Genomic DNA, 24,522 nt, shown 5'->3' with positions numbered 1-24,522 from the left:
GAGGCCGTTCTCATGACAAACAAGCAGTTAAGTGCTTATTTGCGATCTTCCAGCTTGGTAATGTCACGCGACTCGTAGCCGGTGTACAGCTGGCGTGGGCGGCCAATCTTGTACGGGCTGGAGAGCATTTCCTTCCAGTGGGAAATCCAGCCCACGGTCCGCGCCAGGGCGAAGATCACGGTGAACATGCTGGTTGGAATGCCGATCGCCTTGAGGATGATCCCCGAGTAGAAGTCGACGTTCGGGTACAGCGAGCGCTCGATGAAGTACGGGTCGGTCAGGGCGATCTCTTCCAGGCGCATGGCCAGTTCGAGTTGCGGATCGTTCTTGATGCCCAGTTCCTTCAGCACTTCGTCGCAGGTCTGCTTCATGACGGTCGCGCGAGGGTCGCGGTTCTTGTAGACCCGGTGACCGAAGCCCATCAGCTTGAATGGATCGTTCTTGTCCTTGGCCTTGGCGATGAACGTATCGATGTTGGATACATCGCCGATTTCATCGAGCATGGTCAATACGGCTTCATTCGCACCGCCGTGGGCAGGGCCCCACAGTGCGGCGATACCGGCGGCGATACAGGCAAACGGGTTGGCACCCGAAGAGCCGGCCAGGCGGACGGTAGAAGTGGAGGCGTTTTGTTCATGGTCGGCGTGGAGGATGAAGATCCGGTCCATTGCCTTGGCCAGCACCGGGCTGATCGGTTTGATCTCGCACGGGGTGTTGAACATCATGTGCAGGAAGTTTTCCGCGAACGTCAGATCGTTGCGCGGGTACATCATGGGCTGGCCCATGGAGTACTTGTAAACCATTGCGGCCAGGGTCGGCATCTTGGCAACCAGGCGGATCGCGGAAATTTCGCGATGCTCGGCGTTATTGATGTCCAGGGAGTCATGATAGAAGGCCGACAGGGCACCGACCACGCCGCACATGACGGCCATCGGGTGGGCGTCGCGACGAAAGCCGTTGAAGAAGGTCTTCAACTGCTCGTGAACCATGGTGTGGTTCTTCACGGTGCTGACGAACTGGGCCTTTTGCTCGGCTGTTGGCAATTCGCCATTTAGCAGCAGGTAGCAGGTTTCCAGGTAGTCCGACTTTTCAGCCAGTTGTTCGATCGGGTAGCCGCGATGAAGCAGAATGCCATTGTCACCATCGATATAGGTGATCTTCGACTCGCAGGAAGCGGTCGACATGAAGCCTGGGTCGAAAGTAAAACGGCCCGTGGCCGTCAGGCCCCGTACGTCGATAACATCGGGACCAACGGTGCCGGTTAAAATGGGCAGCTCGACGGGGGCTGCGCCCTCGATGATCAACTGCGCTTTTTTGTCAGCCATGTGGCCTCCTATTTATGCTTCAAATCATCAGACAGACCCCCCACGCAGGGCCCGCACCACTATATTGATATAAATCCAGATGTCAATTTGCCTAAAGTCTTGCGCCAGAAGGCTTTAACCGTACTTTTTCGTCGAAATTGCCTGCCATTTACGCCTTTTATCCCGCCAGCGCAATCAGCTATTAGGGTGAGGTGTGCGCGTTGTCATTAGTAACCTAACTGTCTATACTCGGCCACCGACCGCCAAGGGCTTTTGGGCTTGCTTTCATTGGGGGTCGCACTCCCTGGGTGGTGCTTACCTGACCAGTCGCACTCCCCAACAACTTTGCCCTGATTGTTAGGGGCTCTTCAGTGTGAAAAAAAGCCGTGAATAGCCAACGACCTGTAAACCTAGACCTAAGGACCATCAAACTCCCCATCACCGGCGTTACGTCGTTCCTGCACCGTGTTTCCGGCATCATCCTGTTCCTGGGCTTGGGCATCATGCTTTATGCATTGAGCAAATCCCTGGGTTCCGAGGAAGGTTACGCCGAGGTGAAGGCATGCTTGACCAGCCCGCTGGCCAAGTTCGTAGCATGGGGCCTCCTGTCCTCTCTTCTGTATCACCTGGTAGCCGGTGTGCGCCACTTGATCATGGACATGGGCATCGGTGAGACGCTGGAAGGCGGCCGCCTGGGCTCGAAAATCATCATCGCCATTTCCGTGGTGCTGATCGTTCTGGCAGGAGTTTGGATATGGTAACCAGCGTAACGAATCTGTCGCGTTCGGGCCTCTATGACTGGATGGCACAGCGTGTGTCTGCGGTCGTTCTCGCGGCTTATTTCATTTTTCTGATCGGATACCTCGTCGCAAACCCGGGCATCGGCTATGAGCAGTGGCACGGCCTGTTTTCCCACAATGCGATGCGAATCTTCAGTCTGCTGGCCCTTGTAGCCCTGGGCGCACACGCCTGGGTTGGCATGTGGACCATCGCGACCGACTACCTGACGCCGATGGCGCTTGGCAAGTCCGCGACTGCAGTACGTTTCCTCTTCCAGGCAGTATGCGGCGTCGCGATGTTCGCTTACTTCGTCTGGGGTGTGCAGATTCTTTGGGGTATCTGATTCATGGCTAACATTCCAACTATTTCATTCGACGCCATCATTATTGGTGGCGGCGGTGCGGGCATGCGCGCTGCGCTGCAGCTGGCCCAGGGTGGTCACAAGACTGCCGTGATCACCAAGGTGTTCCCGACGCGCTCCCACACCGTATCGGCCCAGGGTGGCATCACCTGCGCCATCGCCTCCGCCGACCCGAACGATGACTGGCGCTGGCACATGTACGATACCGTCAAGGGTTCCGACTACATCGGTGACCAGGACGCTATCGAGTACATGTGTCAGGAAGGCCCGGCCGCAGTGTTCGAGCTGGACCACATGGGTCTGCCGTTCTCGCGTACCGAGCAAGGTCGTATCTACCAGCGTCCATTCGGCGGGCAGTCGAAGGATTACGGTAAAGGCGGGCAGGCTGCCCGTACTTGCGCTGCGTCCGACCGTACCGGTCACGCGCTGTTGCACACCCTTTATCAGGGCAACCTGAAAGCCGGTACCACGTTCCTGAACGAGTACTACGCTGTTGATCTGGTGAAGAACGGCAAGGGCGAGTTCGTCGGCGTGATCGCCATCTGCATCGAAACCGGTGAAACCACCTACATCCGCGCCAAGGCTACCGTGCTGGCGACTGGCGGTGCAGGCCGTATCTACGCCTCGACCACCAATGCCCTGATCAACACCGGTGACGGCGTCGGCATGGCACTGCGTGCTGGCGTACCGGTGCAAGACATCGAAATGTGGCAGTTCCACCCCACCGGCATCGCCGGCGCCGGTGTACTGGTAACCGAAGGTTGCCGTGGTGAAGGTGGTTACCTGATCAACAAGCACGGCGAGCGTTTCATGGAGCGTTATGCTCCGAACGCCAAAGACCTGGCTGGTCGTGACGTCGTGGCCCGTTCGATGGTTAAAGAGATCATCGCCGGTAACGGTTGTGGCCCGAATGGTGACCACGTACTGCTCAAACTCGATCACCTCGGTGAAGAAGTGCTGCACAGCCGCCTGCCAGGTATCTGCGAGCTGTCCAAGACCTTTGCTCACGTTGATCCAGTGGTTGCTCCGGTTCCGGTTGTTCCGACCTGCCACTATATGATGGGCGGCGTACCGACCAACATTCACGGCCAGGCGATCACCCAGAATGCCGAAGGCGTGGACGAGATCATCCATGGTCTGTTCGCGGTAGGTGAGGTGGCTTGTGTATCGGTTCACGGTGCCAACCGCCTGGGCGGCAACTCGTTGCTCGACCTGGTAGTGTTCGGTCGCGCGGCCGGCCTGCATCTGGAAAAGGCGCTGACCGACGGCATCGAATACGATGACGCCACCGACGCCAACATCGAAGCGGCCCTGGCGCGCCTGAACGCTCTGAACGAGCGTACAGATGGCGAAGACGTGGCAACCCTGCGTCGCGAGCTGCAAAACTGCATGCAGAACTACTTCGGTGTGTTCCGTACTGGCGAATACATGCAGAAAGGTATCGCCCAGTTGGCTGACCTGCGCAAGCGTATCGCCAACGTCAAGATCAACGATAAGAGCCAGGCGTTCAACACCGCTCGTATCGAAGCCCTTGAGCTGCAAAACCTGCTGGAAGTGGCTGAAGCGACGGCGATCGCCGCCGAGGTTCGTAAAGAATCCCGTGGTGCTCACGCTCGTGAAGACTTTGAAGATCGCGATGACGAAAACTGGTTGTGCCACACCCTGTACTTCCCGGGTGACAAGCGCGTAACCAAGCGTGCCGTGAACTTCTCGCCGAAGACGGTGCCGACGTTTGAACCGAAGATTCGGACTTACTAAGGGTGGCTGCCATGTTGAAAGTCAGTGTTTATCGCTACAACCCTGATCAGGACGCTGCGCCGTTCATGCAGGAGTTCCAGGTCGATACCGGTGGTAAAGACCTGATGGTGCTGGATGTACTGGCACTGATCAAAGAGCAGGACGAAGGTTTCTCCTATCGTCGCTCTTGCCGTGAGGGTGTTTGCGGCTCCGACGGCATGAACATCAACGGCAAGAATGGCCTGGCGTGCATCACGCCGCTGTCTGCTGTTGTCAAAGGCAACAAGCTGATCGTTCGTCCTCTGCCAGGTTTGCCGGTTATCCGTGACCTGGTCGTCGATATGAGCATCTTCTACAAGCAATACGAGAAAGTTAAGCCGTTCTTGCAGAATGACACGCCGGCTCCGGCCATCGAGCGTCTGCAATCCCCAGAAGAGCGCGAGAAGCTCGACGGTCTGTACGAGTGCATCCTGTGTGCTTGCTGCTCGACGTCGTGCCCGTCTTTCTGGTGGAACCCGGACAAATTCCTGGGTCCAGCTGCACTGCTGCAAGCGTACCGCTTCCTGGCAGACAGCCGTGACACCAAGACGTCCGAGCGTCTGGCTTCGCTGGATGACCCGTTCAGCGTATTCCGCTGCCGCGGGATCATGAACTGCGTCAACGTGTGCCCCAAAGGCCTGAACCCGACTAAGGCCATTGGTCACATCCGTAACATGCTGCTGCACAGCGGCGTGTAACTGACGTTGTAGTAAAGCAGGACCGTTGTGCCCGTAAATGCTGCGGCGCAGGCTTCAACCGGCGCCGTAGTTTTAACTTGAGCAGCGACTTACAAAGCCGCGGCTCTTATTTTGAAGAAATGAGACAAGCAGGGGCATTCGGGTTGGTACCCGAACTATCAGCGTGATCCTAAGTGGCTTGTTTTGGTCGCTGCACTTGGCCTTTTGCAAGCAAACTCGGTGTTTTCGCCGGTGGTGTCCCCAAATCGAGGGTGACCAAGCATGCAAGAAAGCGTGATGCAGCGCATGTGGAACAGCGGCTATCTTTCAGGTGGTAACGCTGCCTATGTGGAAGAGCTTTATGAGCTCTACCTGCACGACCCTAACGCTGTGCCAGAAGAATGGCGCACCAAATTTCAGACGTTGTCTTCAGACGGCAACGCTGCCACCGATGTATCGCACGCAACAATTCGCGATCAGTTCGTGCTGCTGGCAAAGAACCAGCGCCGCGCCCAACCGGTTTCCGCCGGCAGCGTGAGCAGTGAGCACGAGAAGAAGCAAGTTGAAGTACTGCGACTGATCCAGGCCTACCGTATGCGTGGCCACCAGGCAGCCCAGCTTGACCCGCTGGGGCTGTGGCAGCGTCCTGCACCTGCAGACCTGTCGATCAATCATTACGGCTTGACCAATGCCGATCTTGATACGACCTTCCGTGCCGGCGACCTGTTCATCGGCAAAGAGGAAGCGAGCCTACGCGAAATTCACGAAGCGTTGCAGCAGACATATTGCCGCACCATCGGCGCTGAATTCACGCACATCACCGATTCCGAGCAGCGCCAGTGGTTCCAGCACCGCCTGGAAGGCGTGCGTGGCCGTCCGGTCTTGTCCGCCGATGTTCGCAGCCACTTGCTGGAGCGCGTGACCGCGGCCGAGGGCCTTGAGAAATACCTGGGTACCAAATACCCGGGCACCAAGCGTTTCGGCCTGGAAGGCGGCGAAAGCCTGATTCCGATGCTCGACGAGCTGATCCAGCGTTCCGGTTCCTACGGCACCAAGGAAATCGTGATCGGCATGGCTCACCGTGGTCGCTTGAACGTGTTGGTCAACACCTTCGGCAAGAACCCGCGCGAGCTGTTCGACGAGTTCGAAGGCAAGAAGAAGGTCGAGCTGGGTTCCGGTGACGTCAAATACCACCAGGGCTTCTCGTCCAACGTGATGACCACCGGCGGTGAAGTTCACCTGGCCATGGCGTTCAACCCATCCCACCTGGAAATCGTTTCGCCAGTGGTCGAGGGTTCGGTACGTGCGCGCCAGGATCGTCGTAACGATGCCACCGGTGAGAAGGTTCTGCCGATTTCCATCCACGGTGACGCGGCATTCGCCGGTCAAGGCGTGGTCCTGGAAACGTTCCAGATGTCGCAGACTCGCGGCTTCAAGACCGGCGGTACCGTTCACATCGTCATCAACAACCAGGTCGGCTTCACCATCAGCAACCCGTTGGACGCGCGTTCCACCGAGTACGCCACCGATGTTGCCAAGATGATCCAGGCGCCGATCCTCCATGTGAATGGCGATGATCCGGAAGCCGTGCTGTTCGTGACCCAACTGGCAGTCGACTACCGCATGCAGTTCAAGCGTGACGTGGTGATCGACCTGGTTTGCTACCGCCGTCGCGGTCACAACGAAGCGGACGAACCAAGCGGCACCCAGCCGTTGATGTACCAGCAGATCACCAAGCAGCGCACCACCCGTGAGCTGTACGCCGAAAGCCTGACCAAGGCCGGCGTGGTTGACGATGCGCGTGTTCAGGCGAAAGTCGATGAATACCGCAACGCGCTGGACAATGGCCTGCATGTAGTGAAAAGCCTGGTCAAGGAGCCGAACAAAGAGTTGTTCGTTGACTGGCGTCCGTACCTGGGCCACACCTGGACTGCACGTCACGATACATCCTTCGATTTGAAGACGTTGCAGGAACTGTCCGCCAAGCTGCTGGAAATTCCCGAAGGCTTCGTCGTACAGCGCCAGGTGGCGAAGATCTACGAAGATCGTCAGAAGATGCAAGCCGGCGGCCTGCCGATCAACTGGGGTTACGCCGAAACCATGGCGTACGCGACCCTGGCGTTCGAAGGTCACCCGATCCGCATGACCGGCCAGGACATCGGCCGCGGTACGTTCTCGCACCGCCATGCTGTATTGCACAACCAGAAAGATGCGGGCACCTACATCCCGTTGCAGAACCTGTACGAAGGCCAGCCACGTTTCGACCTGTACGATTCGTTCCTGTCTGAAGAAGCCGTACTGGCGTTCGAATACGGCTACTCCACCACCACGCCTAATGCGCTGGTGATCTGGGAAGCCCAGTTCGGCGACTTCGCCAACGGTGCCCAGGTGGTTATCGACCAGTTCATCACCAGCGGCGAGCACAAGTGGGGCCGCCTGTGCGGTCTGACCATGCTGCTGCCACACGGTTATGAAGGCCAGGGTCCGGAGCACTCTTCGGCCCGTCTGGAGCGTTACCTGCAATTGTGCGCCGAGCACAACATCCAGGTGTGCGTGCCGACCACCCCGGCGCAGATCTACCACTTGCTGCGTCGCCAGGTGATCCGCCCGCTGCGCAAGCCGCTGGTCGTGCTGACCCCGAAATCGCTGTTGCGTCACAAACTGGCCGTTTCGACCCTGGAAGATCTGGCCCAAGGTTCGTTCCAGACCGTGATTCCAGAGATCGATACACTGGACGCCGCCAAGGTCACTCGCCTGATCCTGTGCAGCGGCAAGGTCTATTACGATCTGTTGGAAAAACGCCGTGCCGAAGGCCGCGAAGACATCGCCATCGTGCGTATCGAGCAGCTTTACCCGTTCCCGGAAGATGACCTCATGGAGATCATCGCGCCTTACACCAACCTCACGAACGTGGTGTGGTGTCAGGAAGAACCGATGAACCAGGGCGCCTGGTACAGCAGCCAGCATCATCTGCGCCGCAGCATCGGCAACCACAACAAGGCCTTGGTCCTTGAGTACGCCGGTCGTGATGCTTCTGCTGCACCTGCGTGTGGCTATGCGTCTATGCACGCCGAGCAGCAGGAAAAACTGCTGCAAGATGCTTTCACTGTTTAACGCCTTCGCGCTGACTGAAACCGAATTTTAAGGACCTACAGATAATGGCTATCGAAATCAAAGCCCCGTCATTCCCGGAATCGGTTGCCGATGGCACCGTTGCCACCTGGCACAAGAAACCAGGCGAGGCCGTCAAGCGTGACGACCTGATCGTCGACATCGAGACTGACAAAGTCGTACTGGAAGTGTTGGCCGAAGCTGACGGCGTGCTGGGCGCGATCGTGGCTGAAGAGGGCGCTACCGTTCTGTCGAACCAGGTACTGGGTTCGATCGAAGAGGGCAGCGCTGCTGCAGCTCCTGCTCCTGCCGCCGCTGCTGCTGCACCGGCTGCTTCGGCGCCTGCCGCTGCACCGGCAGCCGGTGGCGAAGATCCAATCGCTGCACCAGCTGCGCGTCAACTGGCTGAAGAGAACGGCATCAACCTGGCTTCCATCAAGGGCACCGGCAAAGACGGCCGCGTGACCAAGGAAGACGTGGTTGCTGCGGTTGAAGCCAAGAAGAACGCTCCGGCTGCCGCGCCTGCCAAGGCTGCTGCTCCAGCGGCTGCTGCCCCGGTGTTCGCTGCCGGCGACCGTACCGAGAAGCGCGTACCGATGACTCGCGTGCGTGCTACCGTGGCCAAGCGCCTGGTTGAAGCGCAGTCGAACATGGCGATGCTGACCACGTTCAACGAAGTCGACATGACCGAAGTCATGGCCCTGCGCTCCAAGTACAAGGACCTGTTCGAGAAGTCCCACAACGGCGTGCGCCTGGGCTTCATGTCGTTCTTCGTGAAAGCGGCCACCGAAGCACTCAAGCGCTTCCCGGCAGTCAACGCTTCCATCGACGGCGGCGACATCGTTTACCACGGCTATGCAGATATCGGCGTTGCCGTGTCCAGCGACCGTGGCCTGGTGGTTCCAGTGCTGCGTAACGCCGAGCTGATGAGCCTGGCCGAAATCGAAGGCGGCATCGCCGGCTTCGGCAAGAAAGCCCGTGACGGCAAGCTGACCATCGACGAGATGACCGGCGGTACCTTCACCATCACTAACGGTGGTACCTTCGGTTCGATGATGTCGACGCCGATCGTCAACCCACCGCAAGCCGCGATCCTGGGCATGCACAACATCATCCAGCGTCCGATGGCCATCAACGGCCAGGTCGTGATCCGCCCAATGATGTACCTGGCATTGTCTTACGATCACCGCCTGATCGATGGTAAAGAAGCCGTGACGTTCCTGGTGACCATCAAGAACCTGCTGGAAGACCCGGCTCGCCTGCTCCTGGACATCTGATAGAAGCAGCTGCAAGTTGCGAGCTACAAGCTGTAGGAAAAAGCAGCTTGGCTTGCAGCTTGTGGCTAGAAGCTTGTCGCAAATAGAGGATCTATTTTCATGACACAGAAATTTGACGTTGTAGTGATTGGTGCAGGCCCTGGCGGCTATGTTGCCGCCATTAAGGCTGCGCAACTGGGCCTCTCGACTGCTTGCATCGAAAAGTACACCGACAAGGAAGGCAAACTGGCGCTGGGCGGTACCTGCCTGAACGTTGGTTGCATTCCTTCCAAGGCGCTGCTGGACAGCTCCTGGAAATTCCACGAAGCCCAAGACGGCTTCGCGATCCACGGCATCAACCATGCTGGCGTGACCATGGACGTGCCAGCAATGGTCGGCCGTAAAGCCAACATCGTCAAAGGCCTGACTTCCGGCGTTGCCACCTTGTTCAAGGCCAACGGTGTGACTTCCATTCAAGGCCACGGCAAGCTGCTGGCCGGCAAGAAAGTCGAAGTCACCAAGCCAGACGGTTCGGTTGAAGTCATCGAAGCCGAAAACGTGATCCTGGCACCTGGCTCGCGTCCAATCGACATTCCGCCTGCCCCAGTTGATAACAACGTGATCGTTGATTCGACCGGCGCCCTGGAATTCCAGGCTGTGCCTAAGCGCCTGGGCGTGATCGGCGCTGGCGTAATCGGTCTGGAACTGGGTTCGGTATGGTCCCGTCTGGGCGCTGAAGTCACCGTGCTGGAAGCCCTGGACACGTTCCTGCTGGCGGCCGACACTGCAGTCTCCAAAGAGGCGCTGAAAACCCTGACCAAACAAGGTCTGGACATCAAGCTCGGCGCCCGTGTCACCGGCTCCAAGGTCAACGGCGAAGAAGTCGTGGTGACCTACACCGATAAAGACGGCGAGCAGACCATCACCTTCGACAAGCTGATCGTTGCCGTTGGTCGCCGTCCAGTGACCAACGACCTGTTGGCTTCCGACAGCGGCGTGAACATTGACGAGCGTGGCTTCATCCACGTTGATGATCACTGCGCAACCACCGTGCCGGGCGTATATGCGATCGGCGACGTGGTTCGTGGCATGATGCTGGCCCACAAGGCTTCCGAGGAAGGCATCATGGTCGTCGAGCGCATCAAGGGTCACAAGACCCAGATGAACTACGACCTGATCCCGTCGGTTATCTACACCCACCCGGAAATCGCATGGGTCGGCAAGAACGAACAGCAGTTGAAAGCTGAAGGCGTTGAAGTTAACGTCGGCACCTTCCCGTTTGCCGCTTCCGGCCGTGCCATGGCAGCCAACGACACCGGTGGTTTTGTCAAAGTCATCGCTGATGCCAAGACTGACCGCGTATTGGGCGTCCACGTGATTGGCCCAAGCGCTGCAGAACTGGTTCAGCAAGGCGCGATCGGTATGGAATTCGGCACCAGTGCCGAGGACCTGGGTATGATGGTCTTCTCCCATCCGACCCTGTCCGAAGCGTTGCACGAAGCAGCGTTGGCAGTGAATGGCGGTGCCATCCACATCGCCAACAAGAAGAAGCGCTAAGCGAGATAATAAGAAACCACGGCGGAGTTGCCCGTCGTGAGCCTTGCGCGCAAGACTCACCGCGGAATATCCGCTGGACGCAGCCTTGCGCAGCTTTACGGGCCATAAGCCCCGCAAGTTGCGCAAGCAGCAGTCACAGGTGGTGCGGCACTCATAATGAGCGCAGCGCCGAATGCGCAGTACCTAACGAAGACGGTAAAAAGCATGAATCTTCACGAGTATCAGGGTAAGCAGCTGTTCGCTGAATACGGCCTGCCAGTTTCCAAGGGCTACGCAGTAGACACCCCGGAAGCAGCAGCAGAAGCTTGCGACAAAATCGGTGGCAGCGAGTGGGTTGTCAAAGCCCAGGTCCACGCCGGTGGTCGCGGTAAAGCGGGCGGCGTTAAGCTGGTTCGCAGCAAAGAAGACGCCAAGGCCTTCGCACAGCAGTGGCTGGGCAAGCGTCTGGTTACTTACCAGACTGATGCCAATGGCCAGCCAGTCACCAAGATCCTGGTTGAATCGTGCACTGATATCGCTAAAGAGCTGTACCTGGGCGCTGTCGTTGACCGTTCGAGCCGTCGCATCGTGTTCATGGCTTCCACCGAAGGTGGCGTGGACATCGAGAAAATCGCTCACGAAACCCCAGAAAAAATTCTGAAGGCCACTATCGATCCACTGGTTGGCGCACAGCCGTTCCAGGGTCGTGAACTGGCGTTCCAGCTGGGTCTGGAAGGCAAGCAAGTTGCCCAGTTCGCCAAGATCTTCGTAGGTCTGGCCAAACTGTTCCAGGATCACGATCTGGCCCTGCTGGAAGTGAACCCGCTGGTGATCAAGGCTGACGGCGACCTGCATTGCCTTGATGCCAAGATCAACATCGACGCCAACGCCATGTACCGTCAGCCCAAGCTGAAGACTTTCCACGATCCGTCGCAAGACGATCCGCGCGAAGCGCACGCTGCCAAGTTCGAACTGAACTACGTGGCCCTGGAAGGCAACATCGGCTGCATGGTCAACGGTGCCGGCCTGGCCATGGGTACCATGGACATCGTCAACCTGCATGGCGGCAAGCCAGCCAACTTCCTCGACGTAGGTGGTGGCGCTACCAAGGAACGCGTTACCGAAGCGTTCAAGATCATCCTGTCCGACTCCAACGTCGCAGCAGTACTGGTCAACATCTTCGGCGGCATCGTTCGTTGCGACATGATTGCCGAAGGCATCATCGGTGCAGTGAAAGAAGTCGGCGTTAAAATCCCGGTTGTTGTTCGCCTTGAAGGTAACAACGCTGAACTGGGCGCTAAAGTACTGGCAGAAAGCGGTTTGAACATCATCGCGGCTACCAGCCTGACCGACGCTGCTCAACAAGTTGTCAAAGCTGCGGAGGGCAAGTAATGAGCGTCCTGATCAATAAAGACACCAAAGTTATCTGCCAGGGTATTACCGGTTCGCAAGGTAGTTTCCACACCCAGCAAGCCATTGAATACGGCACCCAGATGGTTGGTGGCGTAACTCCGGGCAAAGGCGGCACCGAGCACCTGGGCCTGCCAGTGTTCAACACCGTGAAAGAAGCGGTAGAAGCCACTGGCGCCACTGCCAGCGTGATCTACGTTCCAGCTCCTTTCTGCAAGGACTCGATCCTGGAAGCGGCATTCGGCGGCATCAAGCTGATCGTGTGCATCACCGAAGGCATTCCTACCCTGGACATGCTGGACGCTAAAGTTAAGTGCGACGAGCTGGGTGTAGTCCTGATCGGCCCTAACTGCCCAGGCGTGATCACTCCAGGCGAATGCAAGATCGGCATCATGCCAGGTCACATTCACTTGCCAGGCAAGGTCGGTATCGTTTCCCGTTCCGGCACCCTGACCTACGAAGCTGTGAAGCAGACCACTGACGCCGGTTTCGGTCAGTCGACTTGCGTCGGCATCGGCGGTGACCCGATCCCAGGCTCCAACTTCATCGACATCCTGAAGCTATTCCAGGAAGACCCGAAGACCGAAGCGATCGTGATGATCGGTGAGATCGGCGGTTCGGCTGAAGAAGAAGCGGCTGCCTACATCAAGGCACACGTGACCAAGCCGGTTGTCTCCTACATCGCTGGTGTGACTGCCCCTGCGGGCAAGCGCATGGGCCATGCTGGCGCAATCATCTCTGGCGGCAAAGGCACTGCAGACGAGAAGTTCGCTGCACTGCAAGACGCAGGTGTGAAAACCGTGCGTTCGCTGGCAGACATCGGCAAGGCCCTGGCCGAGCTGACCGGTTGGGCTGTCAAGTAAGCCTCGCGCTTAGCTGACGCGTCACCACACAAAGGCCACCTTCGGGTGGCCTTTGTGCATTCTGAAATAGAGTGAGGATGTACTTGGTCCCGTGTGGGAGCTGGCTTGCCTGCGATGCAGGCACCTCGGTGCATCAGACACATCGAGTCGATGCCATCGCAGGCAAGCCAGCTCCCACAGGGGCCAGCATTGCCCAATTAAGTATGAAAACGCGACATTCAAATGTCGCTTATCGGACAGTTCGCCCCGCAACAGTGCGTTTGTCAGCCTGATTCTGTACTCTAGCCGCCTCTTTATGCGTCCGCATCCCAAAAGGAAGCTGCGCGCTAGACCGGTCGGTCCCCATAAGGGCCGGCAGCATTTCCCTCATCCATAGGGAAGCCCTCTCTAAATTCCGATTCAGTAGTGTGGTATTTCCTCAAATGAAAGTGTTGAAAAGCCAGGATATCCTGGCGCTGGGCTTTATGACCTTTGCCCTGTTCGTGGGCGCTGGCAACATCATCTTCCCGCCTATCGTGGGTTTGCAGTCCGGGCCCCATGTCTGGATGGCGGCGCTTGGCTTTTTGATCACCGCAGTCGGTTTGCCGGTGGTCACCGTGATCGCCCTGGCCAAGGTCGGTGGTGGTATGGATGCGTTGAGCAGCCCGATTGGCAAGGTCGCCGGTGGCCTGCTCGCGGCAGCCGCGTACCTGGCGGTGGGACCGCTGTTTGCCACCCCGCGTACCGCGACGGTGTCGTTCGAAGTGGGCCTGGCGCCGCTGACGGGTGAAAGCCCGTTGGCGCTGTTCCTCTACAGCTCGGTGTATTTCCTGGTGGTGTTCTTTGTGTCCCTGTACCCAGGTCGACTGCTGGACACCGTGGGCCGCTTCCTCGCGCCGCTGAAGATCATCGCCCTGGCCATCCTCGGCATTGCCGCGTTTGCCTTGCCGGCCGGTGAAGTGGGCGTCGCTACGCCGGAATACGTGGCCGCACCGTTCTCCCAGGGCTTTATCAATGGTTACCTGACCATGGATACGCTGGGTGCGCTGGTGTTCGGCATCGTGATCGTCAACGCGATCCGTTCACGGGGTGTCGAGTCGCCCCAACTGATCACCCGTTACGCCATTATCGCCGGCCTGATTGCCGGCGTAGGCCTGGCGCTGGTGTACATCAGCCTGTTCCGCCTGGGTTCGGGCAGCCATGCCGTGGCTGCCGGTGCCAGCAACGGCGCAGCCGTACTGCACGCTTATGTGCAACACACATTTGGCTCCCTGGGCAGCGGCTTCCTCGCCGTGCTGATCTCCCTGGCGTGCCTGGTCACTGCCGTCGGCCTGACCTGCGCCTGCGCCGAGTACTTCAGCAAAATCCTGCCGCTGTCCTACAAGACACTGGTGGTGATTCTGGCGTTGTTCTCGCTGTTCGTGTCCAACCTGGGCCTGACCAAACTGATCGCGTTCTCGATTCCGGTGCTTACAGCGATCTACCCGCCGTGCATCGTGCTGGTAGCCCTGAGTTTCTGCAAAGGCTTCTGGCAGGAACAGGGCCGTATCGTCGGCCCGGTGATGCTGGTGTCATTCATCTTTGGTTGTATCGATGCACTCAAGGGCGCGGGCCTGGCGGGTTGGATGCCTACACAATTGGCAAACTTGCCGCTGAGCGAGCAAGGCTTGGCGTGGTTGGTGCCATCAGTGATGACGCTGGTGGTGGCCGTGGTGATCGACCGAATGCTGGGCAAGCGTAGCGAAGCCGTCGCATAACCCGTGGTTTGTGCTGCACTGAAATGCCCCGTATCAAACGATACGGGGCATTTTTTTTGAGTCGATGGCAGTGTCTTTTTTTTGGGGATGGCGTCAAAAATCTCAAGTTGAAAACACCGGTCGGTGTGGAAGCTGGCTTGCCTGCGATGGCGGTACATCGGTTGGCGCGGTGGTGACTGCAAAGACGCTATCGCAGGCAAGCCAGCTCCCACATTTGGACCGTGTCGGCCCTATCATCCTGTGTACAAGGACCCGCATGTCGTTCGTCGAAACCAATCAAGTCCATCTGCTTGCCGCCCTCTGGTTCATCTTGTGCTGGGGTGGCTACACCCGTTATGCCACCTGGAAAGCCCGGGATACGGCCTGCCTGGCCAGCGTATTGCACCTGTACCGCGAAGACTGGATGCGTCGCATGTTGTTGCGCGATAACCGCATCGCCGATGCCAGCGTGATCGGCAACCTGGAGCGTAATGCCTCGTTCTTTGCCTCCAGCACCTTGATCATCCTTGCGGGTATTCTGACCGTGCTCGGTGCTTCCGAGCGGGCGGTGTCGTTGCTGGCAGACATTCCTATGGTGCAGCAGGCCTCCCAAGGCATGTCGGAGATCAAGTTGCTGTGCCTGGCCCTGGTATTTGTCTATGCGTTTTTTACTTTCAGCTGGTGCATGCGCCAGTACAACTTCGCTGCGGTGCTGGTGGGCTCGGCGCCGATGATTGGTGAGCGGCACGTGTCGGAGCAGGAGCGCAATGCATTTGCCTTGCGGGCGGCGCGGGTGATTTCGATGGCGGCCAACCAGTTCAACTTTGGGCTGCGCGCTTATTACTTCGGCATGACCATGCTGGCCTGGTTTGTCAGCCCTTGGTTGTTCATGTTGATGAGCAGCGGGGTGGTATTGGTGCTTTATCGCCGCGAGTTTCACTCCGACGTCTTGCAGGTGATGGTGTATACCCCGACGAATATGCAAGCTTCGGATGCTGCAAAAGAGAGTGTTTCTTAAAGGCCGGATAAAACAGCAGGCAAAGAAAAGCCCGCTTTATAAGCGGGCTTTCTTTTGCAGCACTACAGGTTCACACCCGGCAATTACTGCTTGGCAGGTTCTGCAGGTGCGGCAGGTGCAGCTTCTTTTGCAGCTTCGGCGTTCGATTCAGCCTGAGCTTTGGCAGCTTCGGCGTTTTCTTTCGCAGCGTCGTTCACTTTATCCTGTGCTTTAGCCATGTCTTGCTGTGCTTGCTCAGAATGTGCAGCGGCATCTTGGGCTTTGTCTTCGGATTTCTTGTCGCAGGCAGCCAGACCGAGTGCAGCGGCCAGCATCATGGAAATAGCTAATGTCTTGCGCATGGGGTGTTTCTCCTTATTGAAGATATCTACTGGCCTTTCGAACCCAAGGGGCCAGCATTAGTTCCTTTTGTCCCACAGATATATAACGCTTTTCGCACAAAAACTTTTTCCGGCGATTTAGTCCGCTGCCTTCACACTAATAAGAGTCTAAAAACAATGACCGAAAACCCCTTGTTAGAGCGTGCCGCGCGCTTTGTCTCGGCGCTGCGCCATTGTCAGGTGCTGGGTGTGGCTGTCCACGCTGCAAGCGAGGAGGGCATGACCCTGGTGTTGCCGTATGGGCCACATCTTGTTGGTGATCCCGCAACCTGCGTGATTCATGGTGGCGCCCTGACCTCGTTGATGGACACAGCCTGCGGCATGGCCACCTTGTGCGTATTACCCGAATTCGAGGTGTGCCCGACCCTGGACCTGCGTATCGACTACATGCGTGCGGCCGAGCCGCACAAGCCGGTGTATGGCTTCGCGCAATGTTACCGGGTGACCACCGATGTGATCTTCACGCGCGGGTTCGCCTATCAGGATGACCCGCAACAACCCATCGCCCATGTGGTGGGCACGTTCATGCGTATGGGCAAGCGCCTAAAAGGCACGCAAGGGCTGGGCAGCACGATCAAGGGAGAGCAGGCATGACGCATCGATTCAAGACCCGTCTGGAGCAGGCTCTCGAGCGTGGCAACTACGACGCACTGCTGGGCTTGGTGCCCTACGCCAAGCTGATCGGCATCGAATGCACCCGTCTGGGAGATGAGCTGCTGTTTCGCCTGCCGGCCAACAAGGACAATATTGGTAACCCCATATTGCCGGCGTTGCACGGCGGGGTGATCGCCGGCTTCATGGAGCTGTCGGCGGCCCTGCATCTAAGGGTATTTACCGGGGCTCCGGGCCTGCCAAAAATCATCGATTTTTCCCTGGATTACCTGCGCGCCGGCCAGTTTCGCGACACTTACGCCAAATGCCAGGTGTGCCGCCAGGGCCGGCGCGTCGCCAATGTGGCGATCACCGCCTGGCAAACCACCGAGGCCGAGCCGATTGCCACCGCCCGCGCACATTTCAAGATTGAGGAATTGGCCCGCCCTTGAAATCCCGGTCTTAGCCCCCAACTTTGATGACAACCCGCCGCCAACCCTTTCGGGCGCGGCCACTGCCATCCAATTGGAGTTTGATGACCATGAGTGTGGAAACTCAAAAGGAAACCCTGGGCTTCCAGACCGAGGTGAAGCAACTGCTGCACCTCATGATCCATTCGCTGTATTCCAACAAGGAAATCTTCCTTCGCGAATTGATCTCGAACGCCTCTGACGCTGTCGACAAATTACGTTTCGAAGCCCTGTCCAAGCCTGAGTTGCTGGAAGGGGGCGCGGAACTGAAAATCCGTGTGAGCTACGACAAGGACGCCAAGACCGTCACGATCGAAGACAACGGTATCGGCATGAGCCGTGAAGACGCGATTACCCACTTGGGTACCATCGCCAAATCCGGCACCGCAGATTTCATGAAGAACCTGTCGGGCGACCAGAAAAAAGATTCTCATCTGATCGGCCAATTCGGCGTGGGCTTCTATTCGGCCTTCATCGTTGCCGACAAGGTTGAAGTATTCAGCCGTCGTGCCGGCCTCGACGCCAGCGAAGGCGTGCATTGGGCGTCCAAAGGCGAGGGCGAGTTTGAAATTGCCACTGTCGACAAGGCAGATCGCGGTACCCGCATCGTGCTGCACCTGAAATCCGGTGAAGACGAATTCGCTGATGGCTGGCGCCTGCGCAACATCATCAAGAAATACTCCGACCACATCGCTTTGCCGATCGAGCTGCCGAAAGAACAGACGGCTGCCGAAGGCGAAGAGAAGCCTGCCGAGGAATGGGAAACCGTCAACCGCGCCAGCGCCCTGTGGACCCGTCCGCGTACCGAGATCAAGGACGAGGAATACCAGGAGTTCTACAAGCACATCGGCCACGACTACGAAAACCCGCTGAGCTGGAGCCACAACAAGGTTGAAGGCAAGCTGGAATACAGCTCGCTGCTCTACGTACCGGCCCGTGCTCCGTTCGACCTGTACCAGCGCGAAGCGCCGAAGGGCTTGAAGCTCTACGTGCAGCGCGTGTTCGTGATGGACCAGGCGGAATCCTTCCTGCCGCTGTACCTGCGCTTTATCAAGGGCGTGGTCGACTCCAACGATCTGTCGCTGAACGTGTCGCGGGAAATCCTGCAAAAAGACCCGATCATCGACTCCATGAAGTCGGCGCTGACCAAGCGTGTGCTCGACATGTTGGAAAAACTGGCGAAGAACGAGCCTGAGCAATACAAGAGCTTCTGGAAAAACTTCGGTCAGGTGATGAAGGAAGGCCCGGCGGAAGACTTTGCCAACAAGGAAAAAATCGCCGGCCTGCTGCGTTTTGCTTCGACTCAGGGCGAAGACGGCGAGCAGGTTGTGTCCCTGGCTGACTACCTGGCACGCGCCAAGGAAGGTCAGGACAAGATCTACTACCTGACTGGCGAAACATACGCGCAGGTTAAAAACAGCCCGCACCTGGAAGTCTTCCGCAAGAAAGGCATCGAAGTGCTGCTGCTGACCGACCGTATCGATGAGTGGCTGATGAGCTACCTCACCGAGTTCGACGGCAAGTCGTTCGTTGACGTTGCCCGTGGCGACCTGGACCTGGGCAACCTGGATTCCGAGGAAGACAAGAAAGCCGCCGAAGAAGTCGCCAAGTCCAAAGAGGGCCTGGTTGAACGGATCAAGGCGTCCCTGGGCGAAGCAGTCAGTGAAGTGCGGGTTTCCCACCGCCTGACCGACTCCCCGGCGATCCTGGCCATTGGCGAGCAGGACCTGGGCATGCAGATGCGTCAGATCCTTGAAGCCAGCGGCCAGAAGGTCCCGGACTCCAAGCCGATCTTCGAATTCAACCCGGCTCACCCGCTGATCGAGAAACTCGATGGCGAGCAGAGCGAAGAGCGGTTTGGCGACCTGTCGCACATCCTCTTCGACCAAGCGGCTCTGGCCGCTGGCGACAGCCTCAAAGACCCGGCCGCCTATGTGCGCCGACTGAACAAGCTGTTGGTTGAATTGTCGGTTTAACACCGTTGTAGAAAAAACCCGCTTCGGCGGGTTTTTTCGTTAATCCTCCTCAACTGGAGAAAATGATGAGCCAAGTCACAGTACGTTCCGTGGTCTATCAGATTGATGGCCAGTCTTATGAAAGCCGCCTGGCGTTCGATGCCAGCCACAAGGGCCCGCTGCCGGGGCTGCTGATGGCACCGAACTGGATGGGCGTGAGTGCGGGTGCCGAAGAAATCGCCAAGAGTGTTGCCGGCAAAGGCTACGTGGTGCTGATTGCCGACTTGTATGGGCAAACTGTACGCCCGACCAATGGCGATGAAGCCGGCGCAGCGATGATGCCGTTGAAAAATGATCGTCCATTGTTGAACAAGCGTATGCAGGCGGCCTTCGAGCAACTGCAAGGCCAGACCGAGGCAGCCGTTGATAAGTCGAAGCTGGCAACCTTCGGTTTCTGCTTCGGCGGTTGCTGCGCTCTGGAATTGGCACGTACCGGTGCGCCGGTGAAGGCGGCTGTCTCTTTCCACGGTACCCTCGACACGCCGAACCCGGCGGATGCGAAAAACATCAAGGGTTCAGTGTTGGTATTGCATGGTGCGTCCGATCCATTGGTGCCCAAAGAGCAACTGCCAGCGTTCGAAGAGGAAATGAACGCAGCGGGTGTGGATTGGCAGTTGCTGAGCTACGGCGGCGCAGTGCATTCCTTCACCGATCCGCATGCCAATGTGCCAGGCAAGATGATGTACGACGCGAAGACCGCTGCGCGGGCTTTCCAGTCGATGCATAACTTGTTGGATGAAGTGTTCAAGGGCTGACTCTGCGGCGCCTGACCTGACGCCATCGCGGGCAAGCCCAGCTCCCACATTTAAAGGTGCACACCCACCCAGTGTGCGAGCTGGCTTGCCTGCGATAGCTATTTCACAGGCAACTCAATTCGTTCTGACTCCCCCGGCACCCTCGGCCAGTCCCCAGCAGCCCAGCGCTGTCTGGCGTGCTCGATCACTGCCGGATCGCTCGCCACGAAATTCCAGTTGATCCGCCGCGGCCCGTCCAGCGGCGCCCCGCCAAACACCACCACATGGCAGTCGGTTTCGGCAAACAATGTCATCTCTTGCCCTGGCGGCAATACCACCAGGCTATGCACTGCCAGCGGCTCACCGTCGAGCTGCGCCTCACCTTCCAGCACATACACCGCGCGCTCCTCATGCTCATCGGGGATCAGCAAGGTGGTGGCTGTTTGCATCTGCACCTCGGCATACAACGTCGGCGAGAGCACCGGCACTGGTGACTTGAGACAGAAACCATCACCGGCAATCAGGCGCACCTGCACGCCCAGGTTATCGCTCACCGGCAAGCTCGCCGCCGGGTGATGGCTGTAATGGCCGGGGCCGGTCTCGTGGTCCTTGGGGGAGGCCAGCCACACCTGCAGGCCGTGCAGGTTGAAACCACTGGCCTTGAGCGCTTCGGGGGTACGCTCGACATGGGCAATCGCGCTGCCAGCGGTCATCCAGCTGACATCGCCGGCCTGCACCACCTGATCCGAGCCGAGGCTGTCCTTGTGCTGCAAGGCGCCTTCAAACAGGTAGGTGAGGGTAGACAGGCCGATATGCGGATGTTGGCGGATATTCATGCCGGTACCCGGCGCATAGGCGGTGGGCAGCATATGGTCGAAAAACACAAAGGGCCCGACGCTACGGCATTCACGGGAAGGTAGCGGGCGCAGGATCGGCTGCCCTTCGACATCTTCGGCGCGGGGGCGGATCACGGTAAGGGTGGTCATGGTGCATCCCTGTCTGAGCGGGTTGGATGCGTCTGAGCATAACCCGCCCGATGGGACGTTGGCGCTATGCGCTGAAGGCACCTTCCGATAATTTTGTCTCGATGCTGATTTCGGCGGTGGTCATCAGCTTGTGTACCGGGCACTTGTCCGCAACGCGATGCAACTCCTCGCGCTGCTCATCGCTCAGCACACCCTTGAGGGTCAATTTGACGCTGAGTTTGTATTTGCCTTTCTGCTCTTCGGCGGCGTCGTGGGTCACTTCAACGGTCACGCCGGTGAGCGGGATATCTTTCTTCTGCGCGTAGAGCTTGACCGTCAAGGCTTTGCATGACGCCAGCGCAGCATCGAAATAGTCGTGGGGAGAGGGCGCCGAGTCGTCGCCACCCAGGCTCTTTGGCAGGTCGGTAAACAGTTCGTGGTGATTGATATTGACGCTGTGACGGAAGTTTTCAGCGTTCAATGTATTAACGGTAACAGGCATGGCGAACCTCTCAAGGGGCAGGATGAAGGTCATGCAGTTATAGAGCATGCTGGCGCCCAAGTGTTCCAGTTTTTCTGCGCTGAACCTCGAAGGTAGGCGCAAGGTCTACCCGTATCAGCCCTGATTGAGGTTTCACCGTGCTTCGGACCCTCCTGAGTCTTGCCTTGTTGCTCGCTGCCAGCAGCCTTGCCGCGCAGGCCCGCGACTATGCCTACAGTGACGCGCACATGCATTACGTGGATTTTTTCCAGGAAACGGCAGGCATGGACAAGCTGCTCAAGGCGATGTCCGAGAACCGCATCGAACATGTAATGATTTCCGGCATCCCCGTGGCCAAGAAATGGCACGAAGACGAGCCCAAGCGCCCCCGCTACTACGCTGGTGATGACGCCGATGCCTATTGGTACAGCGCCACCGATGTGATTGTCGCGGCAGCGGTCAATAAGCTGACCCCCGAGCAGCGCCAGCACTTTCACCCGTTCCTGGCCGGCTTCAACCCCAACGACAAGAACTCCGCTGCTCATATCCAGCGCATGATCGACCTCAACCCCGGGCTGTGGCAGGGTATCGGTGAAGTGTTTACCCGCCATGACGACCTTACCGCCCTGACCTCAGGCGACACGCCCCGCGCCAACAACGAAGCCATGACGCGTATCTACCACCTGGCCGCCGAAAACGACCTGCCCGTGATGCTGCACTCCAACATCACTTCCAAGCGAGAGCGTAACCCACTGTACCTGGCGGAAGTCGAAGAGCCGTTGCGTAACCACCCGCATACGCGCTTTATCTGGGCCCATGCTGGCACCAGCAAGGAAATTCACCGGCATCAGGTGCAGATGGACTTTTTGCTGCCCACCTTGAACCGCATGCTCGAGGCGTACCCCAACCTGTATATCGACCTGTCCTGGAGCATGCTCACGCCCTATCTGCTGGATGAGGCGGGTCGGCCTCGGCAGGAGTGGGTGAAGCTGGTGGAGCGCTTCCCTGAGCGCTTTATGCTGGGATCTGACGTGGTAGGGCGTTTCAATAAGTTAGGTAAGGAGATGCGTCGCTTCGAGCCCTTCCTCGATGCATTACCCGAGGAGGTGGCGCACAAGGTGGCGCGGGATAATTTCCTTGCCATCCTGCCCAAGCCGCCTGGCAATGGTCAGGTGCATTGATATCGCGTTTTCGTCTTACATAAATGGCGGAGGGTGCCGATAACTTCCAAGACCACACTGCAGGTGGATGCAGTACTTTTTTGGAAGGAATCCAGGCATGAATATCCGTAGTTTGAATATCGCGCCTCGCGCCGGCTTGGGCTTTGGCGTGCTGGCCTTGATGGTATTCGCGTTGGGCGGCTTTGCCCTGTTGCAGATGGCCAATATGCGCCAGCAGTCGGACCAGGTGGAGAACAACTGGTTGCCCAGCGTCATGGCGGTGGGGGAGATGAATCAGGACCTGCTGCGCGTGCGTGCGCTGACCCTGCGCTTGTTGGTTAACCGCGATCCGCAGGCGCTGGCACAAAACGAGCAGAAACTGACCGACCTCAAGAATGGCATGCCCCATGCGCAAGCCCTCTACGAAGGGCTGATCGTGCTCCCTGAAGAGCGCACGCTGTTCGATCGTTTCAAGGCCCAGGAACAGCAATACCTGCAACTCCAGGAGCAGGTCATGGGGTTTTCCAAGGCCAACCGGCTCGATGAGGCGATCAAAGTGGCCAACGGTGAGATGAATCAGCTCGCCGATCAAATCGCCGTCACGTTGCGCGATCTGGTCACCCTCAATAAAACCAGTGCCAACCAGGCGGCCAGCCTCGCGCAAAGCGTTTTCAGTCAGTCGCGTACCGGGGTGATTGGCATGATCATCCTAACGGCATTGATCACCATTGGCCTGGCGGTCTGGCTGACCCGCAGCATCGTGCTGCCGCTGGCCCAATCGCTGAAAGTAGCTCAGGGCGTGGCCAGCGGCGACCTGACCGGTGAGATCCACGTGAGCGGCAGCGATGAGCCGGCGCGTTTGCAGCAGGCTCTCAAGGGCATGCAAGAGAATCTGCGCGATACTATCCGGCGCATTGCTGAATCGTCCAACCAATTGGCTTCTGCTTCCGAAGAACTCAGTTGCGTGACGGAGGATGCCACGCGCGGCCTGCATCAGCAGAACCAGGAGATCGAACAGGCGGCCACGGCGGTCAACCAGATGACGGCGGCGGTGGAAGAGGTGGCGAGCAACGCGGTGGCCACGTCCCATGCTTCACGCGATTCTGACCGCATTGCCCAGCAGGGCCGTGAGCAGGTGCAGCAGACGGTGGTGTCGATTGAAGCCCTGGCTACCGATGTGACCGCCAATGTGACCCAGGTCGAGGCGCTGGCGCAAAAGGTCTATGGCATCAGTAAAGTCCTGGACGTGATTCGCTCGATTGCCGAGCAAACCAACCTGCTGGCACTGAACGCGGCCATTGAAGCGGCGCGAGCCGGGGATGCCGGGCGCGGTTTTGCGGTGGTGGCCGATGAAGTGCGTGCCTTGGCCCATCGCACGCAACAGTCGACCCAGGAAATCGAGCAGATGATCAGTGGGATTCAGCAGGGCACCGACCAGGCCGTCAGTTCCATGCAACAGAGCAACACGCGGGCGCGTTCTACGCTGGATATCGCCAAGTCTGCCGGCACGGCGCTGGAAGAGATCGCCTCGGCATTCACCCTGATCAACGAGCGCAACCTGTTGATTGCCAGTGCTTCGGAGCAGCAGGCAGCAGTGGCGCGGGAGGTGGATCGTAACTTGACGAATATCCGCGACCTGGCGCACCAGACGTCTGCCGGGGCGAACCAGACCAGCGCGGCGAGCCAGGAGTTGTCGCGGTTGGCGGTGGACCTGAATTCGATGGTGGCGCGGTTTTCGGTGTAGGGCGGGGAACCGGGTTGACCCATTTGCAGGCAAGCCAGCTCCCACACTGGACTGCATTCCTTCAGGATGAACGCGATCGAAGGTGGGAGCTGGCTTGCCTGCGATGAAGGCGACGCGGTTTCAAATCAAAGCGCAAAAAAAAGCCCCGAACCAGTCGGGGCTTTTTCATGTGATC

The 24,522-nt window shown here is 58.4% G+C and carries 21 protein-coding genes and 1 pseudogene; 18 read left to right on the top strand and 4 right to left on the bottom strand.

What is annotated here, in order from left to right; all coding sequences use genetic code 11:
- Positions 1-35 precede the first annotated feature (35 nt).
- Positions 36-1,325: a citrate synthase gene (gene gltA / locus FW800_RS23070; protein WP_446438531.1), complete on the bottom strand. Its 1,290-nt coding sequence runs from the start codon at positions 1,323-1,325 to the stop codon at positions 36-38.
- Positions 1,326-1,690: 365 nt separating this feature from the next.
- On the opposite strand from gltA, the gene sdhC reads away from it, so the two are divergent.
- The 11 genes from sdhC (at position 1,691) to FW800_RS23015 (ending at position 15,807) form a co-directional block, all read left to right on the top strand.
- A complete protein-coding gene (gene sdhC / locus FW800_RS23065) occupies positions 1,691-2,065 on the top strand; it encodes a succinate dehydrogenase, cytochrome b556 subunit (protein WP_003190005.1) in 375 nt (124 codons plus the stop codon).
- Positions 2,059-2,427: a succinate dehydrogenase, hydrophobic membrane anchor protein gene (gene sdhD / locus FW800_RS23060; protein ID WP_003172805.1), complete on the top strand. Its 369-nt coding sequence runs from the start codon at positions 2,059-2,061 to the stop codon at positions 2,425-2,427. Before sdhC ends, sdhD begins: the two co-directional genes overlap by 7 nt.
- 3 nt (positions 2,428-2,430) lie before the next feature.
- On the top strand, positions 2,431-4,203 hold the full coding sequence (gene sdhA, locus FW800_RS23055) for a succinate dehydrogenase flavoprotein subunit (protein WP_005786572.1): 1,773 nt from the start codon (positions 2,431-2,433) through the stop codon (positions 4,201-4,203).
- Positions 4,204-4,214: 11 nt separating this feature from the next.
- Positions 4,215-4,919 carry a succinate dehydrogenase iron-sulfur subunit gene (locus FW800_RS23050; protein WP_005786573.1) on the top strand — a complete coding sequence of 235 codons (705 nt, stop codon included), beginning with the start codon at positions 4,215-4,217 and terminating at the stop codon, positions 4,917-4,919.
- Between the two features lie 261 nt (positions 4,920-5,180).
- The gene (locus FW800_RS23045) at positions 5,181-8,012 is read left to right on the top strand and encodes a 2-oxoglutarate dehydrogenase E1 component (RefSeq protein ID WP_005786575.1); all 2,832 of its coding nucleotides are present in this window, start codon (positions 5,181-5,183) and stop codon (positions 8,010-8,012) included.
- A gap of 44 nt (positions 8,013-8,056) precedes the next feature.
- Positions 8,057-9,286 (top strand): 2-oxoglutarate dehydrogenase complex dihydrolipoyllysine-residue succinyltransferase, encoded by a 1,230-nt coding sequence (gene odhB / locus FW800_RS23040; protein ID WP_032877091.1) that lies wholly within the window; start codon positions 8,057-8,059, stop codon positions 9,284-9,286.
- Positions 9,287-9,385: 99 nt separating this feature from the next.
- Positions 9,386-10,822, top strand: coding sequence for a dihydrolipoyl dehydrogenase (gene lpdA / locus FW800_RS23035; RefSeq protein WP_005786578.1), 1,437 nt, complete (start codon positions 9,386-9,388; stop codon positions 10,820-10,822).
- Between the two features lie 204 nt (positions 10,823-11,026).
- Complete coding sequence (gene sucC, locus FW800_RS23030) at positions 11,027-12,193, top strand: ADP-forming succinate--CoA ligase subunit beta (protein ID WP_003190011.1); 1,167 nt, start codon at positions 11,027-11,029, stop codon at positions 12,191-12,193.
- A complete protein-coding gene (sucD, locus tag FW800_RS23025; RefSeq protein WP_003190013.1) occupies positions 12,193-13,074 on the top strand; it encodes a succinate--CoA ligase subunit alpha in 882 nt (293 codons plus the stop codon). The genes sucC and sucD overlap by 1 nt, the downstream gene beginning before the upstream one ends.
- A 422-nt stretch (positions 13,075-13,496) precedes the next feature.
- Complete coding sequence (brnQ, locus tag FW800_RS23020) at positions 13,497-14,810, top strand: branched-chain amino acid transport system II carrier protein (RefSeq protein WP_148852276.1); 1,314 nt, start codon at positions 13,497-13,499, stop codon at positions 14,808-14,810.
- 256 nt (positions 14,811-15,066) lie between these two features.
- Complete coding sequence (locus FW800_RS23015; RefSeq protein ID WP_005786585.1) at positions 15,067-15,807, top strand: DUF599 domain-containing protein; 741 nt, start codon at positions 15,067-15,069, stop codon at positions 15,805-15,807.
- A gap of 83 nt (positions 15,808-15,890) precedes the next feature.
- Here the strand turns inward: FW800_RS23015 and FW800_RS23010 are convergent, their stop codons facing one another.
- A complete protein-coding gene (locus FW800_RS23010) occupies positions 15,891-16,148 on the bottom strand; it encodes a hypothetical protein (RefSeq protein ID WP_005786587.1) in 258 nt (85 codons plus the stop codon).
- A 156-nt stretch (positions 16,149-16,304) separates the two neighbouring features.
- Here FW800_RS23010 and FW800_RS23005 point away from each other — a divergent pair, with 156 nt between their 5' ends.
- The 4 genes from FW800_RS23005 (at position 16,305) to FW800_RS22990 (ending at position 20,018) form a co-directional block, all read left to right on the top strand.
- Positions 16,305-16,781, top strand: a complete 477-nt coding sequence (locus tag FW800_RS23005; RefSeq protein WP_005786588.1) for a PaaI family thioesterase — start codon at positions 16,305-16,307, stop codon at positions 16,779-16,781.
- Positions 16,778-17,230 (top strand): PaaI family thioesterase, encoded by a 453-nt coding sequence (locus FW800_RS23000; protein ID WP_005786590.1) that lies wholly within the window; start codon positions 16,778-16,780, stop codon positions 17,228-17,230. The genes FW800_RS23005 and FW800_RS23000 overlap by 4 nt, the downstream gene beginning before the upstream one ends.
- An 89-nt stretch (positions 17,231-17,319) precedes the next feature.
- Complete coding sequence (gene htpG, locus FW800_RS22995) at positions 17,320-19,224, top strand: molecular chaperone HtpG (RefSeq protein WP_005786592.1); 1,905 nt, start codon at positions 17,320-17,322, stop codon at positions 19,222-19,224.
- A gap of 65 nt (positions 19,225-19,289) precedes the next feature.
- Entirely contained in the window at positions 19,290-20,018 is a 729-nt protein-coding gene (locus tag FW800_RS22990) for a dienelactone hydrolase family protein (RefSeq protein WP_248091845.1), read from the top strand.
- A 98-nt stretch (positions 20,019-20,116) separates the two neighbouring features.
- Here the strand turns inward: FW800_RS22990 and FW800_RS22985 are convergent, their stop codons facing one another.
- Together FW800_RS22985 and FW800_RS22980 are read right to left on the bottom strand one after the other, a co-directional pair.
- Positions 20,117-20,983 carry a pirin family protein gene (locus FW800_RS22985; protein WP_032877088.1) on the bottom strand — a complete coding sequence of 289 codons (867 nt, stop codon included), beginning with the start codon at positions 20,981-20,983 and terminating at the stop codon, positions 20,117-20,119.
- Between the two features lie 64 nt (positions 20,984-21,047).
- Positions 21,048-21,464 (bottom strand): OsmC family protein, encoded by a 417-nt coding sequence (locus FW800_RS22980; protein ID WP_005786596.1) that lies wholly within the window; start codon positions 21,462-21,464, stop codon positions 21,048-21,050.
- Between the two features lie 137 nt (positions 21,465-21,601).
- On the opposite strand from FW800_RS22980, the gene FW800_RS22975 reads away from it, so the two are divergent.
- The 3 genes and pseudogenes from FW800_RS22975 to FW800_RS22965 all read left to right on the top strand — a co-directional run bounded on the left by FW800_RS22975 (position 21,602) and on the right by FW800_RS22965 (position 24,347).
- Entirely contained in the window at positions 21,602-22,624 is a 1,023-nt protein-coding gene (locus FW800_RS22975; protein ID WP_446438530.1) for an amidohydrolase family protein, read from the top strand.
- A 67-nt stretch (positions 22,625-22,691) separates the two neighbouring features.
- A pseudogene (locus tag FW800_RS22970) lies at positions 22,692-23,492 on the top strand (MCP four helix bundle domain-containing protein); the annotation flags it as partial.
- Positions 23,484-24,347, top strand: a complete 864-nt coding sequence (locus tag FW800_RS22965; RefSeq protein ID WP_371920281.1) for a methyl-accepting chemotaxis protein — start codon at positions 23,484-23,486, stop codon at positions 24,345-24,347. The pseudogene FW800_RS22970 and the gene FW800_RS22965, both read left to right, overlap by 9 nt.
- Positions 24,348-24,522: the final 175 nt, after the last annotated feature.

The sequence above is a fragment of the Pseudomonas sp. 910_23 genome (assembly GCF_052850795.1).
Note: the sequence above shows the minus strand (reverse complement) of the source record. Positions and strands in the feature narration are given on the sequence as shown.